Raw genomic sequence first — 24,314 nt, 5'->3', positions numbered from 1 at the left:
TCGTTTCGCGTGTCGTGCACTATTGCCGTGTCACTGAGCCAAAAACGGCGCCGCTGCCGGGCTAGTTGACGGGTATTACAACTCCTTACATCTGGCAAAACTGCTTACAAAGTGCGCTGCCTAACCGTCGCCGTCCGGCGCTGCCCGTACATTGGCGGCATGAAGGACGCGCTAAAGGTTTATAAGGCGAAGCGGAATTTCAGCATTACGCCCGAGCCCGAGGAGGGCGGCCAGCCGGCACAGGGGCGGCTGGCCTTTGTCATCCAAAAGCATTGGGCGCGGCGCCTGCATTACGATTTCCGTCTTGAACTCGACGGCACCATGAAGAGCTGGGCGGTTCCCAAAGGCCCCAGTTACGACACGCACGACAAGCGCATGGCCGTGCATGTCGAAGACCATCCCATTTCCTACAATGATTTCGAAGGCACCATCCCGGAGAAGCAGTATGGCGCGGGCAAGGTGATCATCTGGGATCGCGGCACCTGGGAGCCGCTGGAAGACCCGCGCAAGGGCTACCGCGCAGGCAAGATGGTGTTCCTGCTGCATGGCCACAAGATGCACGGCCGCTGGGCGCTGGTGCGCATGCGCGGCAAAGGCGAAGACAAGGAACCCTGGCTGCTGATCAAGGAAAAGGACCAATACGTGCGCCCGGCCGCCGAATTCAGCGTGGTCGACGAGATGCCCGACAGCGTCAAGCAGCTTGGCACGCCCGCCCGGCCAGCGCCGGCCCCCGCCGCAGCGCCGCTGCCGGCATCGATCGAGCCCGAACTGGCCACGCTGGTCGACGGTCCCCCCGCCACGCCCGAAGACTGGCTGTTCGAGATCAAATACGACGGCTACCGCCTGCTGGCCCGCATCGAAGGCAAGGATATCCGCCTGCAAACCCGCAACGGCAACGACTGGACCCACAAGCTCGAACCCCTGCAAGCAGCGCTGGCGAAAGCCAAGCTTCCCGACGGCTGGTACGACGGCGAAATCGTCGTCCACAACGAGCAAGGCCGCCCCGATTTCGGCCTGCTGCAGCAAGCCTTCGACGGCAAGCGCACCAAGGACATTGTCTACTTCCTGTTCGACGCCCCCTACCTGGACGGCGAGGACTTGCGCGGACTGCCCCTTATCGAGCGCCGCGCCAGGCTGGAAGGCGCACTGGCGCGAGTGAAGGGCGAAACGGTGCGCCTGAGCGCGATCCTCGAGGCTCCGCCGGAAGAAGTGCTGGCCGCCGCCTGCAAGATGGGCCTTGAAGGTGTCATCGGCAAGCGCCGCGACTCCACCTACACCGAACGCCGCTCACGCGACTGGATCAAACTCAAATGCGCGCAGCGGCAGGAGTTTGTGATCGGCGGCTATACCGACCCGCAAGGCAGCCGCACCGGCATCGGCTCGCTGCTGCTGGGCGTCTATGGCAAGGATGGCGAGCTGCATTACGCCGGCAACGTCGGCACCGGCTTCAACGACAAGACCCTGCGCGAACTTGCTGATAAGCTGAAGCGCCTCAAGTCAGACGATAATCCCTTTGCCGCCAGCAAGGCCATCGCCCGCAAGGCGCACTGGGTCAAGCCGCAGCTGGTGGCGGAAGTCAGCTTCGGCGAATGGACGCACGGCGGCTCCGTGCGGCACGCCGTATTCCAGGGCCTGCGCAAGGACAAACAGGCCGGCGAAATCCGCCGCGAGGAACCGGCACACCTGGAGGAGGAGACAGTGCAAAGCAAACTTCCCGCCTCACTTAAAGTGACCAATCCCGACCGCCTGGTCGACCCGGCCAGCGGCATTAAAAAAATCGATGTGGTGCGCTACTACGCACTGGTGGCGGAGCTCATGCTAGAGCACACGCGCGGCCGCCCCATCGCCTTGCTGCGCGCGCCGGACGGCGTCGGATCCGAGCTGTTCTTCCAGAAGCACGCAGACGTCAGTAAGCTGCGCGGCTTGAAGGAGTTCCCGCGCGAGCTGGATCCGGACCATCCACCCATGCTGGAAGTGGGCACGACGCAGGCCTTGCTCTCCGCGGCCCAATTCAATGTGATCGAATTCCACACGCAGAATGCCTTCGGCCGCACCTACGAAAAGCCCAACCGCATTCTGTTCGACCTGGACCCCGGCAGCGGCGTCGAATGGGCGCAGATGCAGGAGGCCGCGCAGCTGATGCACGCCTTCCTGGAGGAATTGGGCTTGCCTTGCTTCCTCAAGACTAGCGGCGGCAAGGGCCTGCACGTGGTGGTGCCGATCAAGCCGTACTACGACTGGGATACGGTGAAGGCGTTCAGCAAGCAGGTGGTGGAGCATATGGCTGCGACCTTGCCGGAGCGCTTTGCCTTCAAGAGCGGGCCGCGCAACCGGGTCGGCAAGATCTTCATCGATTACCTGCGCAATGGGCGCGGCGCGACGACCGTGTCGGCATGGTCGGCGCGTGCACGGCCGGGGCTGGGGATCTCGGTGCCGGTAGGATGGGAGGAGCTGGCCGCCTTGCGCGGCGGCGACCATTGGACGGTGTCCACCGCGCATACGCGGCTGGATGTCGGCAACGCGCCCTGGGCGGATTATGCGAAGGCCGCCGTTGGGCTGGCGCCAGCCATGAAGGCGATCGGCTCAGTCTAGGCGGCTTTGCGGCGCGCGGTCGCGGCTTTGGCGGGTTTCGATGCTGCTTTGGCGGACTTCGCGGCGCTAGTGCGTTTGGCAGCTGCGGTGCCTGATTTGGTCGCGCTGCGCGACTTGCTGGCGCCAGCGGCAGTGCTGCGCCGCGCGCGCGGAGCGGGTTCCTCGTCCTCCTCTGTCGCGTCGCTGCGCCCACGCGAACCAAGGCTTTGCTTGAGCAGCGCCACCAGGTCGACCACATTGCTGGCCTTTGGCACGGGCGCTTCGTCGGAAGGCGCTGTGATGGTATGGGTCTGTCCCGCCGCCACCTTTTTCTCGACCAGTTTGAGTACGTCTTCGCGATAGGTGTCGTGGTATTCCTTGGGATTCCACTTTTCGCTCATATCGTCCACCAGCGACAGGGCCATCTTCAGTTCCTTGTCGGTGATGCCGGCATCACCCGGCAGCTTGAGTTCTTCGGGGCTGCGGATTTCCGTCGCATAGCGCAAGGTATTCATGATGATGCCATCGCCCACCGCCACCAGCGCGCACAGGTGCTGGCGCGTGCGGATCACGACCGTCGCAACGGCGATGCGGCCTGCCTTGCGCAGTGTCTCGCGCAGCAGGGCGTACACCTTGTCGCCGCCGCGCCCGGGCGAAAGATAGTAGGGCGTTTCATAGAAAGTCAGCGGCACAGAATCGGCGTCGACAAAGGCCATGATATCGATGGTCTGCGTCGCCTTCGGGTTGGCCAGCCGCAGGTCCTCATCGCTCAGCACCACGTACTCGCCATCCGCGTATTCATAGCCCTTGACGATATTGTCCCACGTGACCTCCTTGCCGCTGGCCTTGTTGTAGCGCTTGAAGCCGATCGGCGAGAAATCGCGCTTGTCCAGCATGGTCAGGTCCAGGTCGTGCGACTCGACTGCCTTGTGCAGCTCCACCGGGATGTGGACCAGTCCAAAACTGATGGCGCCTTTCCACAATGCGCGTGCCATATCACTCTCCAACACTGCCCGTAATCGGCAGCACAATACCGCTGATGTAGCTGGAGCAGCAGGGCGCTGCCAGGAACACGAAGGCCGGCGAGATCTCCTCCGGCTGGGCGGGACGATGCATATCGGTCTGGGAGCCGAACTCCTTGATCTTGTCGGGCGACTGGTCGGCAGGATTGAGCGGCGTCCACACCGGCCCGGGCGCCACCGCGTTGACGCGGATGCCTTTCTCCAGCAGGTTGGAAGCCAGCGACATCGTGAATGCGTGGATCGCGCCCTTGGTGGTGGAGTAGTCCAGCAAGTGCTTCGACCCGCGCAAGCCGACGACCGAACCGGTATTGATGATGGAACTGCCGCGTTTCAGGTGCGGCAGCACCGCCTTCGCCATGTGGAAGTAACCATAGATATTGGTCTTCATGGTCAGGTCGAAGCGCTCCTCGGACAGGTCTTCCAGCTTGTCCGCATGTTCCTGGAACGCCGCATTATTGACCAGGATGTCGACCCGGCCGAGGGCTTGCAGCACCTCCTCAACGGCATGGCGGCAGAAGGCCGGCTCGCGCACATCGCCGGGGATCAGGATGCAGCGCTGGCCCTCGGCTTCAACGTATTTCTTGGTCTCGCCAGCATCCTGCTGCTCGTCCGGCAAGTGGATCAGCGCCACATCGGCGCCTTCGCGCGCATACAGTACCGCCACGGCGCGACCGATGCCCGAATCTCCGCCCGTAATCACTGCTGCCATCCCGGCAAGTTTGCCGCTTCCGCAATAGTCGGGCGCCATGAACTGCGGCTTCAATTGCATTTCGTGTTCCAGGCCTGGCTTGTCCAGGTGCTGGCCGGGCAGCGGCGGCGCGGGATAATCCTGGTGCCCGGCCTGCGCGGGCGTCTTTTGCTCGCCGCCTTTGGGCCTTTGGGCATCGCGCTGGTCCTGCTCCTGCTGAATTTCCCGCTGCTGGTTGCCGGCGCTGGTCCGTTGCGAAATGTCCATGACGACCTCCTGTGTTCGGAAGACCAGTATTTGCCGCAGCAGCGTTGCTAACCGTGCGCTTCCTCACATAAAAGGGATGTTGTATGGATTGAACTTGTGGCACACTTGACCGCATGGCTAATGCTGCTGGCCGTCGTCACCGTACCGGCCTATTCCTCCATCCCGATGCTGCCCGGCGCCAGGAGTTCCTGGCTGCCTGTGGCGAATCGTTCGACCGTTTGCTGACCGCGGACAGCATCGCGAGCGCGCGCCACGCGCTTTCACAAAACAAGATTTCACTACTGGTCATCGACCTGAATGGCGCCTCCATGCCGGCCGGGAATGAGCTGGCGGCGCTGGTGCGCAGCCGGGTTGGTGCGCCGGTGCTGGTGCTGTGCCCCTATACCCGTTCCGCCACCATGGCCGAGCTGACGGCCCAGGGGCCGCTGTCCTACCTGGTTACGCCAGTCCAAGCGCCCGAGCTGCGCGACGCCGTCGCCGCGCTGATGGCGCCCGCGGCCGACACGCTGGCTTCGGCCCAGCAGCATTTGCTGGACCGCGAAGCGGAATTGAACGATCTGCTGGCCATCCAGCGCAGCCTGCAGCGCGCCCTGTACGGCGCCGAAGAGCTGGAGGGCATGGGCGCGCGCGTCTGCAATGCGCTGTGCAGCTATCCCGGCATCTGCCACGCCGCCTTGCTGCGCGCAGGCAGCGATGGCATGCTGCACCTGGTGGGACAGGATGCGCGCATCGATCTCGATATGCACGACGTGCTGGCGGGCCGCCACGACCTGCTCGATGCGCCGGCGCTGCGCGGTGAGCTGGTGCTGATTGATGCGCCATCCAAAGCCGGCGATCCCGAGTTTGCCGCGCTGCTGGAAGAGCAGGGCGTGCATATGATGCTGGCCATGCCGCTGCGCGGCGAGCCTGGCGGGCCGCTGCTGGGCGCCGTCAGCATGCTGTTCGACCGTCCGCTGGTAATGAGCCGCGAACATTTCACCTGTTTTGGTTCGGCCGCGCAGTTGATCAGTTTCGGCATGGTGATGAGCGAATTGCGGCAGCAGAACGATGCGCTGGGCCTGCAACTGACCCAGGTCACGCCGTTCGACGGCCTGACCGGCGTGACCAACCGGCGCCAGGGAGAACAGGTGCTGGATGGCGAGATCCGGCGTGCGCGCCGTTATGGCCTGCCGCTGGCGGTAGTGGCCTTCGATATCGACAGCTTCCGTACCATCAATGAGCTGTACGGCTATACCACCGGCGACCGTGCGCTGGCGACCATCGCCAGCACGGTCCAGTCCCGCCTGCGCAGCTCCGATACGCTGGCGCGCATGCGCGGCGAGCAATTCATGGTGGTGGCTACCCATACCGTGGCGATCGACGCCTTCAAACTGGCCGAAGTGCTGCGCGAAACCATCGCCGCCACGGAATTGCCGGGCGCCGATACGGTCACCGCCAGTTTCAGTGTGGCCCAGCTGGCGCCCGACGAAGGCGCGAGCGAACTGGTGACGCGGCTGGAGGCCGCTCTGCACCGGGCCAAACGGGCAGGGCGCAATTGCGTCGAACTGGCCATGGCGCGCTAAAAAGGATGGCGGCCATGGTGATGGACCGCCATCGAAAGCACGATTTATAGATGATGATCGTCATCCACGTGTGATATATTACATCCATAATAAAAATAATCAAGGAGAAAATCATGCGTGTTAGCAGGGAGCAAGCGGCCCAGAACCGCGAGCGCATCGTTGAAACGGCATCCCGCCTGTTTCGTGAAAAGGGCTACGACGGCATCGGCGTGGCCGACCTGATGAAAAGCGCCGGCCTGACGCACGGCGGCTTTTACGGCCATTTCGCCTCCAAGGAAGATTTGCTGGCGGAAGCCTTCGCCAAGGCCATGGAAACTTCCGCCCAACGCTGGCGCGAAAAGCTGGCCGAGCATCCCGCCAACCCGCGCGCCGCGCTGGCGCAGATGTACCTGACCGCCAAGCATCGCGACAATCCGGGCAGTGGCTGCGCCCTGGCCTCGCTCGGCCCTGATGTGTCGCGCGTTGGTCCCGAGGTGCGCCAGGCCATGGCCGACAGCTTCCAGTCCCAGATTGCCGCGCTGGCGGAAGCGCTGCCCGGCGCGCCGGACCAGCAGCGCCGCGACGCCATCACCACCTATGCCGCGCTGGTCGGCGGCCTGGTGCTGGCGCGCTCGGTGGCCGACCCCAAGCAATCCGACGAGATCCTGGCTGCGGTGCTGGCCACGCTGGAGCAGGGCGGCTGATGCTGGCCTGGCTGCGGAGTTACCGGCGCGCGCTGCTGCCGGGCGATATCAGTGCGGGCATCGTGGTGGCGATGATGATGATCCCGCAAGGCATGGCCTATGCGCTGGTGGCCGGCTTGCCGCCGGTGACCGGCATTTACGCCAGCATCCTGCCGCCGATTGTTTACGCGCTGTTCGGCACCAGCATGACGCAATCGGTTGGGCCGATGGCGATCGTGTCGCTGATGACCGGCGCCGTGGTGAGCCAGATGGCGCCTGCCGGTTCCGGCCTGTACACGGTGCTGGCGGCGCAACTGGCGCTGGTGTCGGGCGCCGTGCTGCTGCTGTGCGGCGTGCTGCGCCTCGGTTTTCTCGCTAACTTCTTCTCGCGTCCTGTGATGAGCGGCTTCACGGTCGGTTCGGCGCTGGTCATTGCATATGGCCAGTTGAAGCCCTTGCTGGGGGCCGACCTGCCGCACTGGCACGGCCCGAGCGCCGCGCTGGGCCTGGGCGCCGTGCTGTTGCTGGTGCTGTCGCGCAGCCACCTGGCGCCGCTGCTGCGCGCCTGCGGCATGCGTCCTGGCGCAGCCGATATGGGCGCGCGCCTGGCGCCGATGCTGGTGGTGCTGCTTGGCCTGCTGCTGGTGCAGGTGCTGGGGCTGGAAACCATGGGCGTGAAAACCACCGGCCAGGTGCCGAGCGGCCTGCCGCAACTGAACCTCGCCATGTCGCACGGCCACTGGCAGCAACTGCTCCAGCCGGGCATGCTGGTGGGCTTTGTGATCTTCCTGATCAGCATGTCGGCGGCGCAGTCGCTGGCCTTGAAGCGCAACGAAAAACTGGCCAGCAACCGCGAGTTGATCGGCCTGGGTGCGGCCAACGTGGCCAGCATGGTGTCGGGCGCCTTCCCGGTCACCGGCAGCATGTCGCGCTCCGCCGTCAATTTCGCGGCCGGCGCGCAAACGCCGCTGGCCAGCATCATCACCGCCGGCCTGCTGGCGATGGCGCTGGTGGCGCCGACCGGCTGGCTGGCATTGCTGCCGATGCCGGTGCTGGCGGCCACCATCATCGTCGCCGTGCTCGGCATGCTGGAACTCGATACGCTGCGCACCGCATGGCGCTACGACCGCGGCGACGCGCTGGCCTGGTTCGTGACCGGCGCCGGCGTAGTGGCGCTGGGGGTGGAAGCGGGCGTGCTGGTGGGGGTGGCGCTGTCCATGGGCACCCTGATCTGGCGCGCCAGCCGGCCGCACATCGCGGTGCTGGGCCGCATTGCCGGCAGCGAGCATTTCCGCAATATCGAGCGCTATCCGGCCGAAACGCGTCCCGAACTGCTGGTGCTGCGCATCGACGCCAACCTGTTCTTCGGTAATGTGGAGGCGGTGCAGCAGCGTATTGAAGACGAGTTGCGCAGCCATCCCACGGCGCGCAACCTGGTGCTGGTCATGTCGGCCGTCAGTTCGATCGACACCACCGCCTTGTTCGCACTGGGCGAACTGAATGCCAGCCTGGCGCGGCGCGGCATCGGCCTGCACCTGGCCGAAGTCAAAGGTCCGGTCATGGACCGCCTGCGCGATTCCGATTTGCCGGCCAGGCTGAATGGCCAGATCCACCTCAGTACCGCCATCGCCTGCGACAAGCTTGTCGGGGAATGATTGTAGCTTGGCGTGAAATGACAAGTTCGCGCCAGGCCAGCCGGAGAAAATCCTTGTAACCCATAACAAGGAGACTCCTCATGGCTTTACCCGCCCGGCCGCTGCAAGCGACAGTCTTTTCACTGCTGTTCGGCGCCAGCGCGGCCATCATGGCCTGGCTGGCGCTCGATGCTTATGCCTATTACCTGCCTGCCTTGCCGCTGCTGGCGGCCGCCGTCCTGCTGTGGCGCGGATGCGGCCTGAAATGGTTCAAAGGCATGCTGGTGCTGAACCAGCTGACCGCCGTCATCCTGATCCTCGACCTGTGGCTGGGCGACGCCCTGCACCTGCCTAAACTCACCATTTCCGCCGCCATGCTGGGCGCCAACCTGCTGCTGGGCGGACCGCTGATGGGCGTCCTGTCGCTGTTCGCGCTGGCCAGCATGCATTTCAGCGCTGTGCTGCCAGGCTGGCTGAAAGGAGCGCGCGCATGAAAAAGCTGCCATTGATCGCTATTGCCGCACTGTTCGGCGGCGCCGCCCAGGCGGCCATCCTGACCGGCCAGGTCACGGGCCCGTATGCCGCGCCGATTGGCGGCGCCACCGTCACCGTGTGGAGCGAAGACGGCCTGCGCAAGGAGTCTGTTTATACGGCGGACGATGGCAGCTATGCCATTGTCACCGATTTCGGCGGCAAGCTGAAACTGCGCTCGCGCATTGCCGGCCTGGCCGACAGCCTGGCGGAATTCGGCGTGGACCGCAACGCGGCCCGCCACACCGACCTGGCGATGAAACCGCACGCCAGCGCTGCCGATGCGTCGGATGCGCTGCCTGCATCGGCCCACAATGCGCGCCTGCCGTGGGCCAGCGGCGAGGACCGCAAGCCTTTCGTCAGCCAGTGCATGTACTGCCACCAGGTGGGTAACGCGCTGACGCGTTCGGCGCGTCCGCAAAGCGCCTGGGAAGCGACCATCCAGCGCATGGAAGGCTACCTGGGCATGCTGAGCGGGCGGGAGGTGAAGACCATCAGCGGCGTACTGGCGAAAGGATTTGACGGCAAGCCGGTCGACGCCATCCACAAGCAGGCTGCATCGGCCGAACTGGCGCGCGGCAAAGTGGAGCAGTGGCTGGTGGGCGACGCCATGTCCTTCATCCACGACGCCGATGTCGGCGAGGACGACAAGCTGTATGGCACCGACGAGGGCCACGACATCATCTGGGTGCTGGACCGCAAAACCCACAAGATTGAAAGATATCCGCTGCCGGAGATCGACCTGCCGGCTGGCGGCAAGTTCGCCGGCATGCAGCTGCCGATCGGCATCTTCACCGGCAAGCACGGCCCGCACAGCACGGCCCAGACGCGCGATGGCCGCATCTGGATCACCGCGGCCCTGTCGGGCAAGCTGCTGTCCTTCCATCCGGAGACCAAGCAGTTCAAGATGTACGACGTGCCGGGCGACGTGCTGTATCCGCACACCATCCGCGCCGACAAGCAGGGCATCCTGTGGTTCACCAACGTAGCGTCCAACCAGGTCACGCGTTTCGACCCCGTCACCGAGCAGATGACCACCATGCGCCTGCCATCCAATGGCTTCTTCCGCTGGGTCACGGATATGCTGTTCCCATCGGTGCTCAAGCTGGCCAGCTGGTTCCCCGGCAAAAACCTGCACCTCGGCCTGTCGCACCACAAGTGGCTGGGGCACAGCGTGATGGCGTTCCCGTACGGGATCGACGTCAACCCGGTGGACGGCAGCATCTGGTACGCCAAGCTGTACGCCAGCAAGATCGGCCGCATCGACCCGAAAACGCTGGAGATCACCGAGTACGACACGCCGATGAAAGGCCCGCGCCGGCCGCGCTTCGCTGCCGACGGCACGCTCTGGATTCCCGCCTTCGACGATGGCGGCCTGATGTCCTTCGACCCGAAAACCGCCAAATTCACCTCGCGCAAACTACCGGTGCTGGCGGCCAACGAGCACGAAGTGCCGTATGCGCTGAACGTGCACCAGCAGACCGGCGAGGTATGGATCGCGGCGAACAATTCGGACCGCATGCTGCGCTACTTCCCGAAGACCGACACCTTCCTGGCCTACCCGAGCCCGACGCGCGTCACCGTACTGCGCGACTGGGTATTCACCAAGGATGGGCGGGCCTGCTCCAGTACTTCCAACCTGCCGGCCTACGGCATGGAAGACGGCGTGGACAGCTTCATCTGCATCAACCCGATTGGCGGCGAGCAGGATCGGCTCGCGGCAGCGGAGGCCAAGCGATGAGCGACGGCCACAACGCTTTCCCTGGACTGGATTTCGCGCTGCAGCGCCTGCACCGCTCGCGCGGCCCTTGGGCCGCACTGGCGATCGGCGAACGCATCGAACTGCTGCAGCAAGTGCGTGAGCGTATCGCCCCGGTGGCGCCGCAGTGGATCAAGCTATCCAGCGCCGCCAAGGGCATCGAGCCAGGATCGCCGCTGGAGGGCGAAGAGTGGACCTCCGGCCCCTGGGCGCTGCTGGCGGCCTGCGATGGCCTGCTGGAATCGCTGCGCGCCATCATGCGCAATGGCCAGCCTGCGCTGGACCAGCTGCCGAAGCGCGAATTGCCGGGCGGGCAGCTGGCGGTACGCGTCTTCCCGCACAGTATCTTCGACCGCCTGCTGCTGTCGGGCGTGACGTCGGAAGTCTGGATGCAGCCGGGCGTCAGCGCCGCCAACCTGGCGCAGAATACCGGCGCGGCCTACCGTGAACCGGAGCGGGCGCAGGGCGAACTTGGGCTGGTGCTAGGCGCCGGCAATATCGCCAGCATCGCGCCGCTGGATGCCTTGCACAAGCTGTATGCCGAAAAAGCGGTGTGCCTGGTCAAACTCAACCCGGTCAACGATTACCTGCTGCCTGTGCTGGAGCATATCTTCGCACCGCTGGAAGAGCGCGCCTTCGTCGCCTTCGTGCGCGGCGACGGTGCAGCCGGCGCCTACCTGTGCCAGCATAAGCTGGTTGATACCATCCACATCACAGGCAGCCAGGAAACGCACGATGCCATCGTGTTCGGGCCGGGCCTGCAGGGCCAGGCGCGCCGCTCGATCAACCAGCCGCTCAATACGCGCCCCATCAGCAGCGAGTTGGGTGCGGTGTCCCCGACCATTGTGGTGCCGGGGCCCTGGAGCAGGGCGGACATTGAATTCCAGGCCGCGCACATCGCAACCCAGAAGCTGCATAACTCCGGCTTCAACTGCGTCGCATGCCAGGTACTGGTCCTGCCGCAGGACTGGGAGCACACCAGCAGCCTGCGCATGGACGTGCGGCGCCAGCTGGCCGCCGCGCCGGACCGCAAGCCGTATTATCCCGGCGCGGCCGCACGCCAGGCAACATTGGCCGCGGGTACGGCGCGCGGGCCGGGCGAATCCGTCAACGCCAGCGATGCGCTAGCCGAGCGCCAGGTGCTGCCGCTGCCGCCGGCCGGACAGCAGGACCCGGCCAAGCTGCAGGAAGTGTTCGCACCGACCCTGTGCGAGCAGTTGCTGGACGGCGGCGCCGATGCCGAGGCCTTCCTGCGCCGCGCCATCGACTACGCCAATAGGGAGCTGCGCGGTACGCTGGGCGCCAACATCATCATCCACCCGGCCACGCGCCGCGCGCTGGGCGAGCGCTGGGACGCTTTGCTGCAGGAGCTGCGCTACGGCACCATTGCCGTCAACGCCTGGACCGGCCTGGGCTACCTGCTGCCATCCAATCCGTGGGGCGCCTTTCCGGGCCATACGCTGGACGATGTGCAAAGCGGCATCGGCAGCGTGCATAACACTTGGCTGTTCGACCGTCCGCAGCGCACGGTGGTGGAAGCGCCATTCCGCCCGTTCCCGCGCAACCTGCTGGGCGGCAGCATGACGCTGCTGCCGAAACCGCCATGGTTCGTCAACAACCGCCGCGCCCAGCATATTGGCCGCCGCCTGCTGGACTTCCAGCACCGGCCTTCGTGGTTCAAACTACCGGGCATCTTCCTTGATGCCTTGCGCGGCTGAGGAGGCACTATGAAAGCTGTGGTTTGCCAGGACGCGCAGTTGCGCGTCGAGGATCTGCCGGAACCGGTGCCGGAACCAGGCCAGGCGCTGCTGGCGGTGGAGCGCTGCGGCATCTGCGGCTCCGACCTGCATATGCGCCACCATTGCGGCGAGCTCCATGCGGTGGGCCGCAAGGTTGGCTACGGCCATGTGCTGCCTGTGGCCAGCGAGCCCGTGGTGCTCGGCCACGAGCTGTGCTGCGAGGTGCTCGATTACGGCCCTGGCAGCGAGCGCAGGATCAAGCCCGGCACGCGGGTGGTGGCGCAGCCCCTGCTGCGCCTGGGCCAGGAGATCCACCTGGCCGGCCTGTCGCCGCGCGCCACCGGCGGCTACGCCGAACGCATGCTGCTGCAGGAATCGGCGCTGGTGCCGGTGCCGAATGGCCTGCCGGCCGACCTGGCCGCGCTGACCGAGCCGATGGCCGTGGGCTGGCATGCGGTGCGCCGCAGCGAGATCCGGCGCAAGGACGTTGCGGTGGTGGTGGGTTGCGGGCCGGTCGGCCTGGCGGTGATCTGCCTGTTGAAGGCGATGGGCGTCGGCATTATCGTCGCCAGCGACTTCTCCGCCGGCCGGCGCGAAAAGGCGCGCCAGTGCGGCGCCCATGTGCTGGTCGATCCGGCCGAGGGCTCGCCGTTTGCGCCGCGCCCCGGCGAGGCCTTCATCCGCGACCTGCCGCAATTGCTGGAGCTGTCGCTCGGCACGCGTGAAAAGCTGGGCAAGCTGCCGGTGCCGTGGCATGCCGCATGGCGCCTGGTCGAGCGGCTGGGCGTGGGCGCCCCCAAGCGTCCGGTGGTGTTTGAATGCGTCGGCGTGCCAGGCGTTCTGCAGCAGCTGATCGACGGTGCGCCGCTGATGTCGCGCATCGTGGTGGCGGGTGTCTGCATGCAGGTGGACCGCTTCGAGCCGGCGCTGGCCATCCACAAGGAGATCGAACTGCGCTTCGTGTTCGGCCATTCACCGCTGGAATACCGCGATACCCTGCACATGATCGCCGAAGGCAAGGTCGATTGCGCCCCAATGGTGACTGGCGTAACGGGACTGGCCGGCGTGGCCGAGTCCTTCGACGCCTTGCGTGACCCTGAGCGCCACGCCAAGATCCTGATCGACCCGCGCCGTATCGGCGGGCTGGCGGCGGCATGAAGTGCATGTACGTCAACGGCATCGCCATGAACGTGCTGGACGAAGGCAGCGGGCCGCCGCTGCTTCTGCTGCACGGCTTCCCCGATTGCCACGATGTCTGGCGCAAGCAGGTGCCGGTGCTGGTGGCAGCCGGCTACCGCGCGATCGCGCCCGACCTGCGCGGCTGCGGTGACAGCGCATTGCTGCCTGCGGTGGGCGACTATGCCATGCCGCACCTGCTGGCCGACCTGACCGCTTTGCTCGATGCGCTGGCGCTGCCGGCGGTGCAGGTGGTGGCGCACGACTGGGGCGCGGTGATCGGCTGGCAGCTCGCCATGGCCCACCCGGAGCGCGTGCAGCGCCTGGTTGCCATGTCGGTCGGCCATCCGCGCGCCTACGCGGGCGGCGGCCTGGCACAGATAGCCAAGGGCTACTACGTCGGCGTATTCCAGCTGCGCGGCGTGGCCGAATGGCTGCTGCGCGCCGCTGGATGGGCGGGCTTCCGCATCCTGGCCGGCCACGCCGCCGAAGCGCCGCACTGGATCGAGCGCCTGGCGCGCCCCGGCCGGCTGGCGGCCGCCATCAATTACTACCGCGCCAACCTGCACCTGTTGTGGCGGCGCGACTACCCCGCGTTAACGATGCCCGTGGTCGGCATCTACAGCGACGGCGACCGCTTCCTGACACGACGCCAGATGCTGGCCAGCGCACGTTATTGCATGGTGGGATTCCGCTACCTGGAAGTGCCAGGCGTTGGCCACTGGATGCAATTGGAAGCGCCCGGCGTCATTAACGCCATGCTGTTGGATATATTGAAAGAAAACCTGAATGAAAACTTACCGGCCTGAGTTGCTTATGTTTGCATTACTGCTTTCCCTGTTCTTCGCGGTGTGCCGCTGGCAGTCGCCCGGCGCGGCCCTGAGCGGCGCCGAGGTGGACGGCTTCATGCGCGCGCTGCGCCAGGGCAATGCCATGCCGGAACCGATGCGCGGCGAATTCCTGAAGCGCCTGGACGCCTGGGGCCGCGCCGACGACGGCAAGCCCTTCTACATGCTCAACCTGATGCGCATGCACGAGCACCTGCAGCCATGGCCCGGCGTGCAGCTCGCGGCCGGCACGCCGGCGGAAGCCAATGCCTTTTACGAAAAAGCGGTGCTGAAGATGGCGCTGGCGCAAGGCTTGCAGCTGACCGTCGGCGCCAACGCGGTGCAGCGAGGCCAGGGCAGCAACGCCCTGATGGATGCCGGCGCTGCGGAAAACTGGTCGCGGGTGCTGCTGGTGCGCTACCCAAGCCGGCGCGCCTTCCTGGAGTTGATCAGCAAGCCAGAATACCTGGAAATCATGCCGTACAAATTCGCGTCGCTGGACGTGACCCTGGTCCCGACCGACGGCGAAAGCATCACGCCGGACGTGCGCGTGCTGGCCGGCGCCGCCGCGCTGGCGATCATGCTGGCATTTGGCTGGCTGCGGGCAATCCGGCGGGCGCGTAGCCCGGCGTAAGCCGCGCGCGGTACTCGCTGGGCGTAACGCCGTTCAGTTTCTTGAAAGAGCGGCTGAAATTGGCCACATCTGTGTAGCCCAGGCGGTAGGCGATCTGCGAGATCGCCACCCGCGCATCGGCCAGCAGGTCGCAGGCGCGTTCGTTGCGGATGCCGAGCGACAGTTCGCGGAAGCTGATGCCCTGGCGCGCCAGGTGGCGGTCCAGGGTGCGCGATGAAATATTCAGTACCGCCGCCAGTTCGTCCAGCGTCGGCTGGCTGTCTTCGGCGCCGCGCAGCATCATCTGCACCCACTCCACCCAGTTGCCTTGTTCGCTGAACGAATGCATCAGCTGCTTGCAGCGCTCCTCGGCCTGGCGCAGCGCGCGCAGGTCGCCCATCGCCAGCGGCACGTCCAGCATGCATGGATCGATCACGATGCGCACGCCCTGCATGGCGATATCGCCGAAATGTGGGCGCATGCCTTTCAGTTCGCGGTAGCGCACCAGGTGGCCGGGCGCGGGGATGGGGAAGTAGGCATCGTATGGGGGCTGCCGGCCCTGGGTGATCGCCATGATCTGGCTGTGCACCGAAACCGCCAGCATCTCGCAATAGAAGGCGAATACCTCGGGCGGCAGCGTCACCACCGGCTGGAACAGCAGTTCCGCTGCGGTGGCATGGCGCAGGTAGCGCAGCGTAAACAGGGGATTCATCAGCCGGTAATAGCGCGACGCCAGCCGGATGATGTGGTCCAGCGTGGGCGCGCTGATGAAGGCGTAACCGAGGATATCGTGCGAATTCAGTTTAATCAGCTTGCCCAGTTCAAAACCCAGGTCATGGCGGCCCGTCAGGCGCGTCGCTTCCGATAGCAGGGAGCAGACCTGGGCTTGCGTCAGGCGCGTTTGCGGGTCGTTCAGGCTGCGCACCTGGGCCGCGCTCAGCACGTCGCGGCACGGCATGCCCCGGCTTTCGAGATGGTCGAAAAGCTGGGTGAAATAACGGGCGGGTACGGAGATCTCGTTTGGCTTCATCGCGAAGTCAATTGTAGCTAGCTGATTGCCATGATATCCGGCCAGTGTCGGAAAATGACAGGGTGTTGTCGGCAAATGACATACGGTGTGCCGCGCCAGCCACAAAAATGGCATGAGCGTTGCCGCGTGCGCGGTGCGCAAAAAAGAATGGAGACGACACCAGCATGCCACCACACATCCCAACGCGCGCATTGGGCGCGCTGACTGCCCTGGGCGCCGCGGCAAGCCCGCTTGCCGCGCAAGAAACCTTGCCATTTCCGCCAACGCCGTCGGCCAGCGTGGCCGGGCCGACCATGCAGACCTCGAAGCACCAGTGGCGCCAGCAGCCGCAGCGCCTGGCGCCGGGCGCGCCGAATATCCTGGTGATCATGCTGGACGACGCCGGCTTCGCCCAGGCCGACGCGGTGGGCGGCGAAATCCACATGCCGACCCTGGCGCGCATTGCCGATACCGGCATCCGCTACAACGCTTTCCACACCACGGCGGTCAGCTCCGCCACCCGCGCCGCGCTGCTCACGGGCCGCAACCATCACCGCGTTGGCAACGGCCAGATCGCGGAAGCGGCCAACGACTGGGACGGCTATTCCGGCGTCATCCCCAAGACCGCCGCCACCATTCCGGAAGTGCTGAAGCATTACGGCTACCACACCGCCGCTTTCGGCAAGTGGCATAACACGCCGGCCCTGCAGACCACCAGCATGGGGCCATTCGACCGCTGGCCGACCGGGCACGGTTTCGATACCTTCTACGGCTTCCTGGGCGGCGAGACTTCGCAATACGAGCCGCGTCTGTACCGCAACACGGTGGCGGTCGAGCCGCCGCATGGCGGCAAGTACCACCTGACGGAAGACCTGGCCCAACAGGCCATCGGCTGGCTGCAGCAGCGCCAGGCCTATGCGCCGGACAAGCCATTCTTCATGTACTGGACGCCCGGCGCTGTGCATGGCCCGCATCATGTGTTCGGCGAATGGGCCGACAAGTACAAGGGCAAGTTCGACAGCGGCTGGGATGCCTACCGCGAGCGCGTGTTCGCGCGCCAGAAGGAATTGGGCTGGATTCCGGCCGATACCAGGCTGAATCCGCGTCCGGAAGGACTGCCGGCCTGGGATTCGCTGTCGCCGCAGGAGCAGAAGTTCCAGGCGCGCCTGATGGAAGTATTCGCCGGCTTCCTCGAACACGCCGATGCGCAGGCGGGCAAGGTGATCGATGAGCTCGAGCGCCTCGGCCTGCGTGACAACACGCTGGTGTTCTATGTCATGTCCGACAATGGCGCTTCCAGCGAAGGCCTGGCCGGTTCGATTTCCGAGCTGGTGGCGCAAAACCAGATCCCGACGCGCGTCGCCGACCACATGGCGGTGCTGGAGTCGTATGGCGGCTTGCCGGCGCTGGGCACCGCGAAGGTGGACAATATGTATGCCGCCGCCTGGGCCCAGGCCAGCTCCGCACCGTTCCAGGGCACCAAGCTGATGGCGGGCTACTTCGGCGGCACCCGCACGCCGCTGGCGGTATCCTGGCCGAAAGGCATCAAGACCGACCGCGCGGTGCGCCCGCAGTTCCACCACGTGAACGATATCGCTCCGACCATCTACGACGTGCTGAAGATCGTCCAGCCGAAGTCGGTGAACGGCTACCAGCAGGATCCGATGGACGGCGTCAGCATGGCCTATACCTTTGGCGACGCCAAAGCCAAGGGCCGCAAACGCACCCAGTACTTCGAGTTCATGGGCTCGCGCGGCATTTACCACGACGGCTGGATGGCATCCGTGGCCGGCCCGCGCCTGCCGTGGGCGCCGAACTTCGCCGGCTTCCTGAACTGGGATGCGGCGCAGGACAAGTGGGCGCTGTACAAACTCGATGGCGACTATTCGCAGGCGGTCGACCTGGCTGCGAAGGAACCGGCCAGGCTGGCGCAAATGCAGGCGCTGTTCGCCAGGGAAGCCCTGGAAAACAAGGTCAACCCGGTTGGCGGCGGCGCCTTTGTCTTCCTCAACCCGCAGCAGCGCCAGTCGAGCGGCCTGACCGCCTGGCACTTCACCGACGCGGCGCGCCGGCTGCCCGAGACGGTCGCGCCGAACATCAAGGCCCGCAACAATATCGTCACCGTGCAGGCCGATTTGCCGGAGCAGGGCAGCGGCGTGCTGTATGCGCTGGGCGGTTCCAGCGGCGGCTTGTCGCTGTTCATGGACCGGGGCGAACTGGTATATGAATACAATGGCCTGATCATGCGCCGCACCCAGGTGCGTGCCGGCGAACGCCTGCCTGCCGGCCGCGCCACCATTGAGGTGGAGACCCGCCTGGTAGCCGCCAAACCGGGCGCGCCGGCCGACATCGTCCTGCGCGTCAACGGCCGCGAGGCGGGGCGCGGCCAGCTGCCGTTCACCGTGCCGCTGCTGTTTACCGCCAGCGAAACCTTCGACGTCGGCATGGACCTGGGCGCACCGGTCTCGCGCGCCTATGCCGAGCGCGCACCGTTCGCCTTCAACGGCAAGGTGCATTCAGTGGACGTGAAGTACTTGCCATGAACGAAGCACAGCAAGGCTTGCACCTGATGGCCAAGCCCATCGGGCCTCTATGCAACCTCGATTGTGGCTACTGCTTCTATCTCGAGAAGGAGCAGTTCTACCCGCCGCGCGAAAAGTTCCGCATGGACGACGAAGTGCTGCGCGCCTATGTGCAGCGCTATATCGAAGGCCAGCCGTCGCCGGAAGTGGAATTCACCTGGCAGGGCGGCGAGCCGACCCTGATGGGGCTGGACTTCTTCCGGCGTGCGGTGGCGCTGCAGCGGCAGTACGCCGGCGGCAAGGTTATCCGCAACAGCCTGCAGACCAATGGCACGCTGCTGGACGAGGAGTGGGTGGCCTTCCTCGCCGCCGAACGCTTCACCGTCGGCATCAGCATCGACGGCCCGCGCGAGATCCACGAGGCGCAGCGGCCCGACAAGCAGGGCCGCTCCAGCTTCGACGACGCGATGCGCGGCCTGCGGCTGCTGCGCGATGCCGGCGTGGAGTTCAACGTGCTGGTCACGGTCACCCGCCGCAGCAGCGCGCACGGGCTGGAAATCTATCGCTTCCTGCGCGGGGAGGGCGTCAAGTTCATCCAGTTCAATCCCGTGGTCGAACGCGCCCCCGGCGCAACGTCGGCGCCGGCGCTGGCCGATGGCGCGCACCGTATCCAGCTCAATTTCGCCCGCCCGCCGGCACTGTCGCGCAACCTGGGCAGCCGCAGCGCCGCCCCGGTGACGCCCGACAGCGTGGAGCCGGGCGGCTATGGCGATTTCCTGATCGCCGTGTTCGACGAATGGGTGCGCAACGACGTCGGCGACGTTCATGTGATGAACTTCGAATGGGCGCTGGCGTCATGGCTGCAATTGCCCGCCACCGTCTGCCTGTTCTCCCAGCGCTGCGGCAAGGCCATGATCGTGGAACACTCCGGCGACGTGTATTCCTGCGACCACTTCATGTACCCCGAATACCGTGTCGGCAATGTACAGCACGACACGCTGTCCGCCATGGCCGCCAGCCCCGCGCAGCAGGCCTTCGGCGCGGCCAAGGAAGACGCGCTGCCCGGCTACTGCCGCCGCTGTCCCTACCTGTTCGCCTGCCACGGCGAATGCCCGAAGAACCGCTTCACCGAATCCCCCGACGGCGAGCCAGGCATGAACTACCTGTGCCCAAGCTATGAAAAATATTTCGGCCACATCACGCAAGCCATGAACGGCATGGCGCAGCTGGTGGCCAACGGCATGCCGGCCGCCACGATCATGGAAGCCTTCAAGGGCCCGTTGTTAATCCGCCTACCCGGCGGGAAATGAATGGCTCTTGACGGGAAATGACAAGCTGCCATGTTCCCGCGGCCACAAAATGATCCTGCAGTCCTACAAAAAATACAGAGGAGATATTGCAGCATGACCGATCGTTCGTTCGCATTGCACACGCTCGCCCTTGCGGCCGCGCTGTGCGCCGCCACCGCCGCACAGGCGGGGGAAATTGATACCGGCAACCCGGACCTCAGCATCCGTTTCGATAACACCGTCAAGTACAACCTGGCCAAACGCGTCAACTCCCAGGATGCAGCCCTGCTGAAGGCTGCGAACTCGGACGATGGCAACCGCAATTTCAACAAGGGCATCGTCTCCAACCGCCTCGACCTGCTAAGCGAGCTGGATGTGGTGTTCCAGAAGAAGATGGGCTTCCGCGTCAGCGGTGCGCTGTGGGCGGACCGCGCCTACCACAGCCTGGATAACCGGAATGTGGCGACCTCCAACCACCTGGTCAACGGCGTGCCAACCCTGGGCCTGCCATCCGCCACCCGCCGCTTCCACGAAGGCGCCACCGGCGAACTGCTGGATGCCTTCGCCTTCGCCAATTTCGAGATCGCCGACATGCCCGCTACCGTGCGCGCCGGCAAGCACACCCTGTACTGGGGCGAGAGCCTGCTGTCGCCGATCCACGGAGTTAACTACGGCCAGTCGGCGATTGACTTGATCAAGGGCTACTCGGTGCCGGGCACCGAAGCCAAGGAACTGTTCCTGCCGCGCGAAGCCGTTTCCGCGCAGCTGTCGCCAACCCCGAGCCTGAGCATCGCGGCGCAGTATTTCCTGAAGTGGAAACCGGCGCGCCTGCCGGAATCGGGTTCCTACCTCGGTTTCTTCGATTACGCCTTTGAAGGCGGCGAAGCCCTTTACCTGCCGGGCCTGGGCGCGGCGCAGCGCTTTGCCGACCGCAAGCCGTCCAAGCGCGGCGATTTCGGCGTGAACGCACGCTGGAGCCCGGACTGGCTGGACGGCACCGCGGGCTTCTATTACCGCGAAACCTCGGACCTGCTGCCGCAGGCGAACCTGCGTATTGCCGGCGTGCCGACCGCTCTGTTGGGCGGTGCGGGTGGCGCAGCCGCCGGCGCCGCAGCGTGCAAGGCCTTCATCCCGGGTGCCGCCGTGCTGGGCCCGAACTGCGCCTTCTACCCGGCCGCCCTGGGCGCCACCAGCCGCTACCAGCTGGAATATGCAGGCAATATCGACATCCTCGGCATGTCGCTGTCCAAGAGCGTGGCCGGCGTGTCTGTCGGTGCTGACCTGAGCTACCGCCGCAATATGACCCTGAACAGCAGCGTCGCCGTGTTGATGCCGGCCGGTACCGCCGCACCGGTCATCGGCGGCCTGAATGCCGCGCTGGGCGCCAACCCGGCCACCGCCGGCGCACTGGTAGTCAAGCCGGGCAGCCTGGCAGGCGAGGGCGAGACCAGCGGCGCACGCGGCAACACCTGGCACGGCGTGCTGAACTTCCTCGGCACCACCGCCGCCACGCCGCTGTTCGATGCCTCCAGCTGGATCGTGGAATTCCAGTGGAACCGCTGGCAGAAGGTGACCCAGGGTGCGGACCTGTTCAAGGGCCGCGACAGCTACAAGCTGATCGACAAGGTCAGCAAGGACTTCACCGGCGTGGCCATCAACTTCACGCCGACCTGGTTCCAGGTGTTCCCGGGTGTCGACCTGTCGGCGCCGGTCGCTTACGCGCGCGGCCTGTCCGGCAATTCCGCCGTCAACTCGGGCGGCAACAAGGGCGCGGGCAACTACTCGGTAGGCCTGTCCTTCGACATCTACCAGCAGTACAGGGTCGACTTCAAGTACGTGGACTTCTTCGGCCCGTACGCGGTGGACGCCGCAGGCGCCGTGTCGGCCAATGCTGGCGTGACCCCGCTGCTGAAAGACCGCGGCTTTATCGCGCTGACCCTGAAAACCACTTTCTGACCGCACAGGATTCGACCATGATGTTCAAGAAAACCGTAATCGCGGCAGCGCTGGCTGCCGCCCTGGCCCCGGCCTTCGCCGCCGTCACTCCCGAAGAAGCCAAGCAGCTCGGCCTGACGCTGACCGCGGTCGGCGCCGAAAAAGCCGCCAGCAAGGATGGCGTAATCCCTGAATACACCGGCGGCCTGACCAACGGCCCGTCCATCGCCAAGGGCAGCGGCATGCGCCCCGACCCTTACGCAGCGGACAAGCCGCGCCTGCAGATCACCGCCAAGAACCTGCAGGGCCAGGACGACAAGCTGACCGCAGGCACCAAGGAGCTGCTCAAGCGCTTCTCCACCTACCGCGTCGACGTGTACCCGACCCGCCGCAGCGTGGTGTTCCCGAAAGCGATCCAGGAAAATACTGCCAAAAACGCGGTCAACGCCAAGACCCTGGAAGGCGGCGTGGGCCTGGAAGGTGCGCTGGCTGGCGTGCCGTTCCCGATCCCGAAGAGCGGCTATGAAGTGATGTGGAACCACCTGCTGCATTACAAGGGCCACGCCTTCTTCACCAAGTACGACTCCTGGAACGTCGACTCGGCCGGCACCCCGACCCTGGCCACCACCGGCGAAATCTGGCAGGAATTCCCGCTGGCCGACCCGAAGCGCAACGAAGCGGCCAAGCAGAGCGACGTCTTCTTCCGCACCAAGCTGAATTACCTGGCGCCTGCGCGCCGCGCCGGCGAGGCGCTGATGGCCTTCGACGCCGTCAACCCACTGGTGCAGCCGCGCAAGGTATGGCAATACCTGCCGGGCCAGCGCCGCGTCAAGCTGGCGCCGGACGTCGCCTACGACACACCGAACCCTGGTTCGGCCGGCGCTTCAACCTATGACGACGCCTGGGTCTTCAATGGTGCGCTGGACCGCTTCGAATTCAAGCTGGTGGGCAAGAAGGAAATGATCGTTCCTTACAACGCCTACAAGCTGGCCTACCACACCAAGCCGTCCGACGTGACGCAGGCCAACCACATCAACCCGGACCTGCTGCGCTGGGAAACCCACCGCGTGTGGGTGGTGGAGGCCACGCTGAAGCCGGGCAAGCGCCACATCTACAGCAAGCGCACCTTCTATATCGATGAAGACAGCTGGGCGGCAGTGGCATCGGACGAATACGATGCACGCGGCAACCTGTACCGCGCTTCCTTCGACCATATGACGTTCAGCTACGACGTGCAGGCGCCGCAGACCGGCAACCACATGATCTACGACTTCGTCAGCGGCGCCTACAACATCAGCGGCATGTCCGGCGCGCACGGCGGCGTCAAATACATCGATCCGCTGAAACCATCCGAGTGGTCATCCGAGACACTGGCGGGCGCGGGGGTGCGCTGATTTCCACAGTGTCTCTTTGCGCCGGCCCCTCCGACTGAAAACGGTCGGGCCGGCGTTTTTTTTGCGAGCAGCACAATGAACAAGACAATTTTCGCAGGATGCCTGGCCATGGCCTGCATCCTGCCCGCACATGCCGGGCCAGCACTGGACGTGCTGGCCACCCCCGCTGCGGCCAGCCCGCTGGCGCAGCGCGCCCTGGTCAACGGCCTGGCGGCGGCCGGCAAGCGCCTGGTCGCGGTCGGCCAGCGCGGCCACATCATGTATTCCGACGACCACGGCGCCAGCTGGGTGCAGGCGCGCGTACCGGTGGCGTCCGACCTGACGGCAGTGAATTTCCCGACCCCGCAGCTGGGCTGGGCGGTCGGCCACGACGGCGTGGTGCTGCACAGCAGCGACGCCGGCGCCAACTGGGTACTGCAACTGGACGGCCGCAAGGCCGCACAAGCCATGGCGGCCCATTACGAACGCAGCGGCGAGGCGCGCCTGCTGGACGAGGCACGGCGCATGGTGGAGCAGGGGCCCGACAAGCCTTTCCTCGACGTCTGGTTCCGCAACGCCAGCCAGGGCTATGCGGTGGGGGCTTTCGGCCTGCTGTTCGCCACCACCGATGGCGGCAAGAGCTGGCAGCCGCTGATGCACGCCGCGGACAACCCGCGCGGCCTGCACCTGAACGCCATCCGTGGCATCGGCGACGCGCTGTATGTGGCGGGTGAGCAGGGCCTGGTGCTGCGCATGGGCGCCGGCCAGGAGCGCTTTGCCGCTATACCGACGCCATACCAGGGCAGCTATTTCGGCATTGTCGGCACGCCGCAGGCGGTAGTCGCCTTCGGCCTGCGCGGCAATGCCTTCCGCAGCACGGACGGCGGCGCCAGCTGGCAGAAGGTGGCCACCCGGGTGCCGGCCGGCCTGACGGCGGGCGCGGTGCTGTCCGGCGAGCGCCTGGTGCTGGTCAGCCAGGGCGGCCATGTGCTGGCCAGCGCCGACCATGGCGCCACCTTTGTCCCCATGGCGGCCAGCCCCGGCCACGCCGCGGCAGTGCTGTCGGACGGTAAGGACGGCCTGGTGATCGGCGGCGCGCGCGGCCTGCGCCAGCAGCAAGTCAAACAGTAAAGAG

The 24,314-nt window shown here is 65.7% G+C and carries 18 protein-coding genes; 15 read left to right on the top strand and 3 right to left on the bottom strand.

Translation table 11 applies throughout. The features are described 5' to 3' along the window. The first annotated feature begins 159 nt into the window (after positions 1 to 159). Positions 160 to 2,592 carry a DNA ligase D gene (gene ligD / locus AAHE99_RS21630; protein ID WP_342119427.1) on the top strand — a complete coding sequence of 811 codons (2,433 nt, stop codon included), beginning with the start codon at positions 160 to 162 and terminating at the stop codon, positions 2,590 to 2,592. Here ligD and ku read toward each other — a convergent pair. Together ku and AAHE99_RS21620 are read right to left on the bottom strand one after the other, a co-directional pair. Next, a complete protein-coding gene (gene ku / locus AAHE99_RS21625; RefSeq protein ID WP_342119426.1) occupies positions 2,589 to 3,566 on the bottom strand; it encodes a non-homologous end joining protein Ku in 978 nt (325 codons plus the stop codon). The genes ligD and ku overlap by 4 nt on opposite strands. Before the next feature lies 1 nt (position 3,567). Next, a complete protein-coding gene (locus AAHE99_RS21620; protein WP_342119425.1) occupies positions 3,568 to 4,548 on the bottom strand; it encodes an SDR family oxidoreductase in 981 nt (326 codons plus the stop codon). A gap of 113 nt (positions 4,549 to 4,661) precedes the next feature. On the opposite strand from AAHE99_RS21620, the gene AAHE99_RS21615 reads away from it, so the two are divergent. The 9 genes from AAHE99_RS21615 to AAHE99_RS21575 all read left to right on the top strand — a co-directional run bounded on the left by AAHE99_RS21615 (position 4,662) and on the right by AAHE99_RS21575 (position 15,072). Next, positions 4,662 to 6,110, top strand: a complete 1,449-nt coding sequence (locus AAHE99_RS21615) for a diguanylate cyclase (RefSeq protein WP_342119424.1) — start codon at positions 4,662 to 4,664, stop codon at positions 6,108 to 6,110. Positions 6,111 to 6,223: 113 nt separating this feature from the next. Then, positions 6,224 to 6,793, top strand: a complete 570-nt coding sequence (locus tag AAHE99_RS21610) for a TetR/AcrR family transcriptional regulator (protein WP_342119423.1) — start codon at positions 6,224 to 6,226, stop codon at positions 6,791 to 6,793. Further along, positions 6,793 to 8,427, top strand: coding sequence for a SulP family inorganic anion transporter (locus AAHE99_RS21605; protein ID WP_342119422.1), 1,635 nt, complete (start codon positions 6,793 to 6,795; stop codon positions 8,425 to 8,427). Before AAHE99_RS21610 ends, AAHE99_RS21605 begins: the two co-directional genes overlap by 1 nt. Before the next feature lie 80 nt (positions 8,428 to 8,507). Then, positions 8,508 to 8,900: a hypothetical protein gene (locus AAHE99_RS21600; protein WP_342119421.1), complete on the top strand. Its 393-nt coding sequence runs from the start codon at positions 8,508 to 8,510 to the stop codon at positions 8,898 to 8,900. Then, positions 8,897 to 10,678, top strand: a complete 1,782-nt coding sequence (locus AAHE99_RS21595) for a hypothetical protein (protein ID WP_342119420.1) — start codon at positions 8,897 to 8,899, stop codon at positions 10,676 to 10,678. Before AAHE99_RS21600 ends, AAHE99_RS21595 begins: the two co-directional genes overlap by 4 nt. Beyond that, a complete protein-coding gene (locus AAHE99_RS21590; RefSeq protein WP_342119419.1) occupies positions 10,675 to 12,414 on the top strand; it encodes an aldehyde dehydrogenase family protein in 1,740 nt (579 codons plus the stop codon). Before AAHE99_RS21595 ends, AAHE99_RS21590 begins: the two co-directional genes overlap by 4 nt. Positions 12,415 to 12,423: 9 nt before the next feature. Next, positions 12,424 to 13,593, top strand: a complete 1,170-nt coding sequence (locus AAHE99_RS21585) for a zinc-binding dehydrogenase (protein WP_342119418.1) — start codon at positions 12,424 to 12,426, stop codon at positions 13,591 to 13,593. After that, on the top strand, positions 13,590 to 14,420 hold the full coding sequence (locus AAHE99_RS21580; RefSeq protein ID WP_342119417.1) for an alpha/beta fold hydrolase: 831 nt from the start codon (positions 13,590 to 13,592) through the stop codon (positions 14,418 to 14,420). The genes AAHE99_RS21585 and AAHE99_RS21580 overlap by 4 nt, the downstream gene beginning before the upstream one ends. A 7-nt stretch (positions 14,421 to 14,427) precedes the next feature. Beyond that, positions 14,428 to 15,072 carry a hypothetical protein gene (locus AAHE99_RS21575; protein ID WP_342119416.1) on the top strand — a complete coding sequence of 215 codons (645 nt, stop codon included), beginning with the start codon at positions 14,428 to 14,430 and terminating at the stop codon, positions 15,070 to 15,072. On the opposite strand, the gene AAHE99_RS21570 is transcribed toward AAHE99_RS21575, so the two are convergent. Further along, complete coding sequence (locus tag AAHE99_RS21570) at positions 15,017 to 16,081, bottom strand: AraC family transcriptional regulator (protein ID WP_342119415.1); 1,065 nt, start codon at positions 16,079 to 16,081, stop codon at positions 15,017 to 15,019. The genes AAHE99_RS21575 and AAHE99_RS21570 overlap by 56 nt on opposite strands. Before the next feature lie 164 nt (positions 16,082 to 16,245). On the opposite strand from AAHE99_RS21570, the gene AAHE99_RS21565 reads away from it, so the two are divergent. From AAHE99_RS21565 to AAHE99_RS21545, 5 genes are all read left to right on the top strand, one after another. Beyond that, entirely contained in the window at positions 16,246 to 18,603 is a 2,358-nt protein-coding gene (locus AAHE99_RS21565; RefSeq protein WP_342119414.1) for an arylsulfatase, read from the top strand. Next, positions 18,600 to 19,892, top strand: coding sequence for an anaerobic sulfatase maturase (locus tag AAHE99_RS21560; protein ID WP_342119413.1), 1,293 nt, complete (start codon positions 18,600 to 18,602; stop codon positions 19,890 to 19,892). The genes AAHE99_RS21565 and AAHE99_RS21560 overlap by 4 nt, the downstream gene beginning before the upstream one ends. A 93-nt stretch (positions 19,893 to 19,985) precedes the next feature. Beyond that, positions 19,986 to 21,827 (top strand): DUF1302 domain-containing protein, encoded by a 1,842-nt coding sequence (locus AAHE99_RS21555; protein WP_342119412.1) that lies wholly within the window; start codon positions 19,986 to 19,988, stop codon positions 21,825 to 21,827. Positions 21,828 to 21,844: 17 nt separating this feature from the next. After that, the gene (locus AAHE99_RS21550) at positions 21,845 to 23,200 is read left to right on the top strand and encodes a DUF1329 domain-containing protein (protein WP_342119411.1); all 1,356 of its coding nucleotides are present in this window, start codon (positions 21,845 to 21,847) and stop codon (positions 23,198 to 23,200) included. A gap of 75 nt (positions 23,201 to 23,275) precedes the next feature. Next, complete coding sequence (locus tag AAHE99_RS21545; RefSeq protein ID WP_342119410.1) at positions 23,276 to 24,310, top strand: WD40/YVTN/BNR-like repeat-containing protein; 1,035 nt, start codon at positions 23,276 to 23,278, stop codon at positions 24,308 to 24,310. The last annotated feature ends 4 nt before the right edge of the window (positions 24,311 to 24,314 follow it).

This window comes from Pseudoduganella sp. OTU4001 (genome assembly GCF_038440195.1).
Taxonomy (GTDB): Bacteria; Pseudomonadota; Gammaproteobacteria; order Burkholderiales; family Burkholderiaceae_D; genus Rugamonas.
This window is presented reverse-complemented; position numbering and strand designations above follow the sequence as displayed.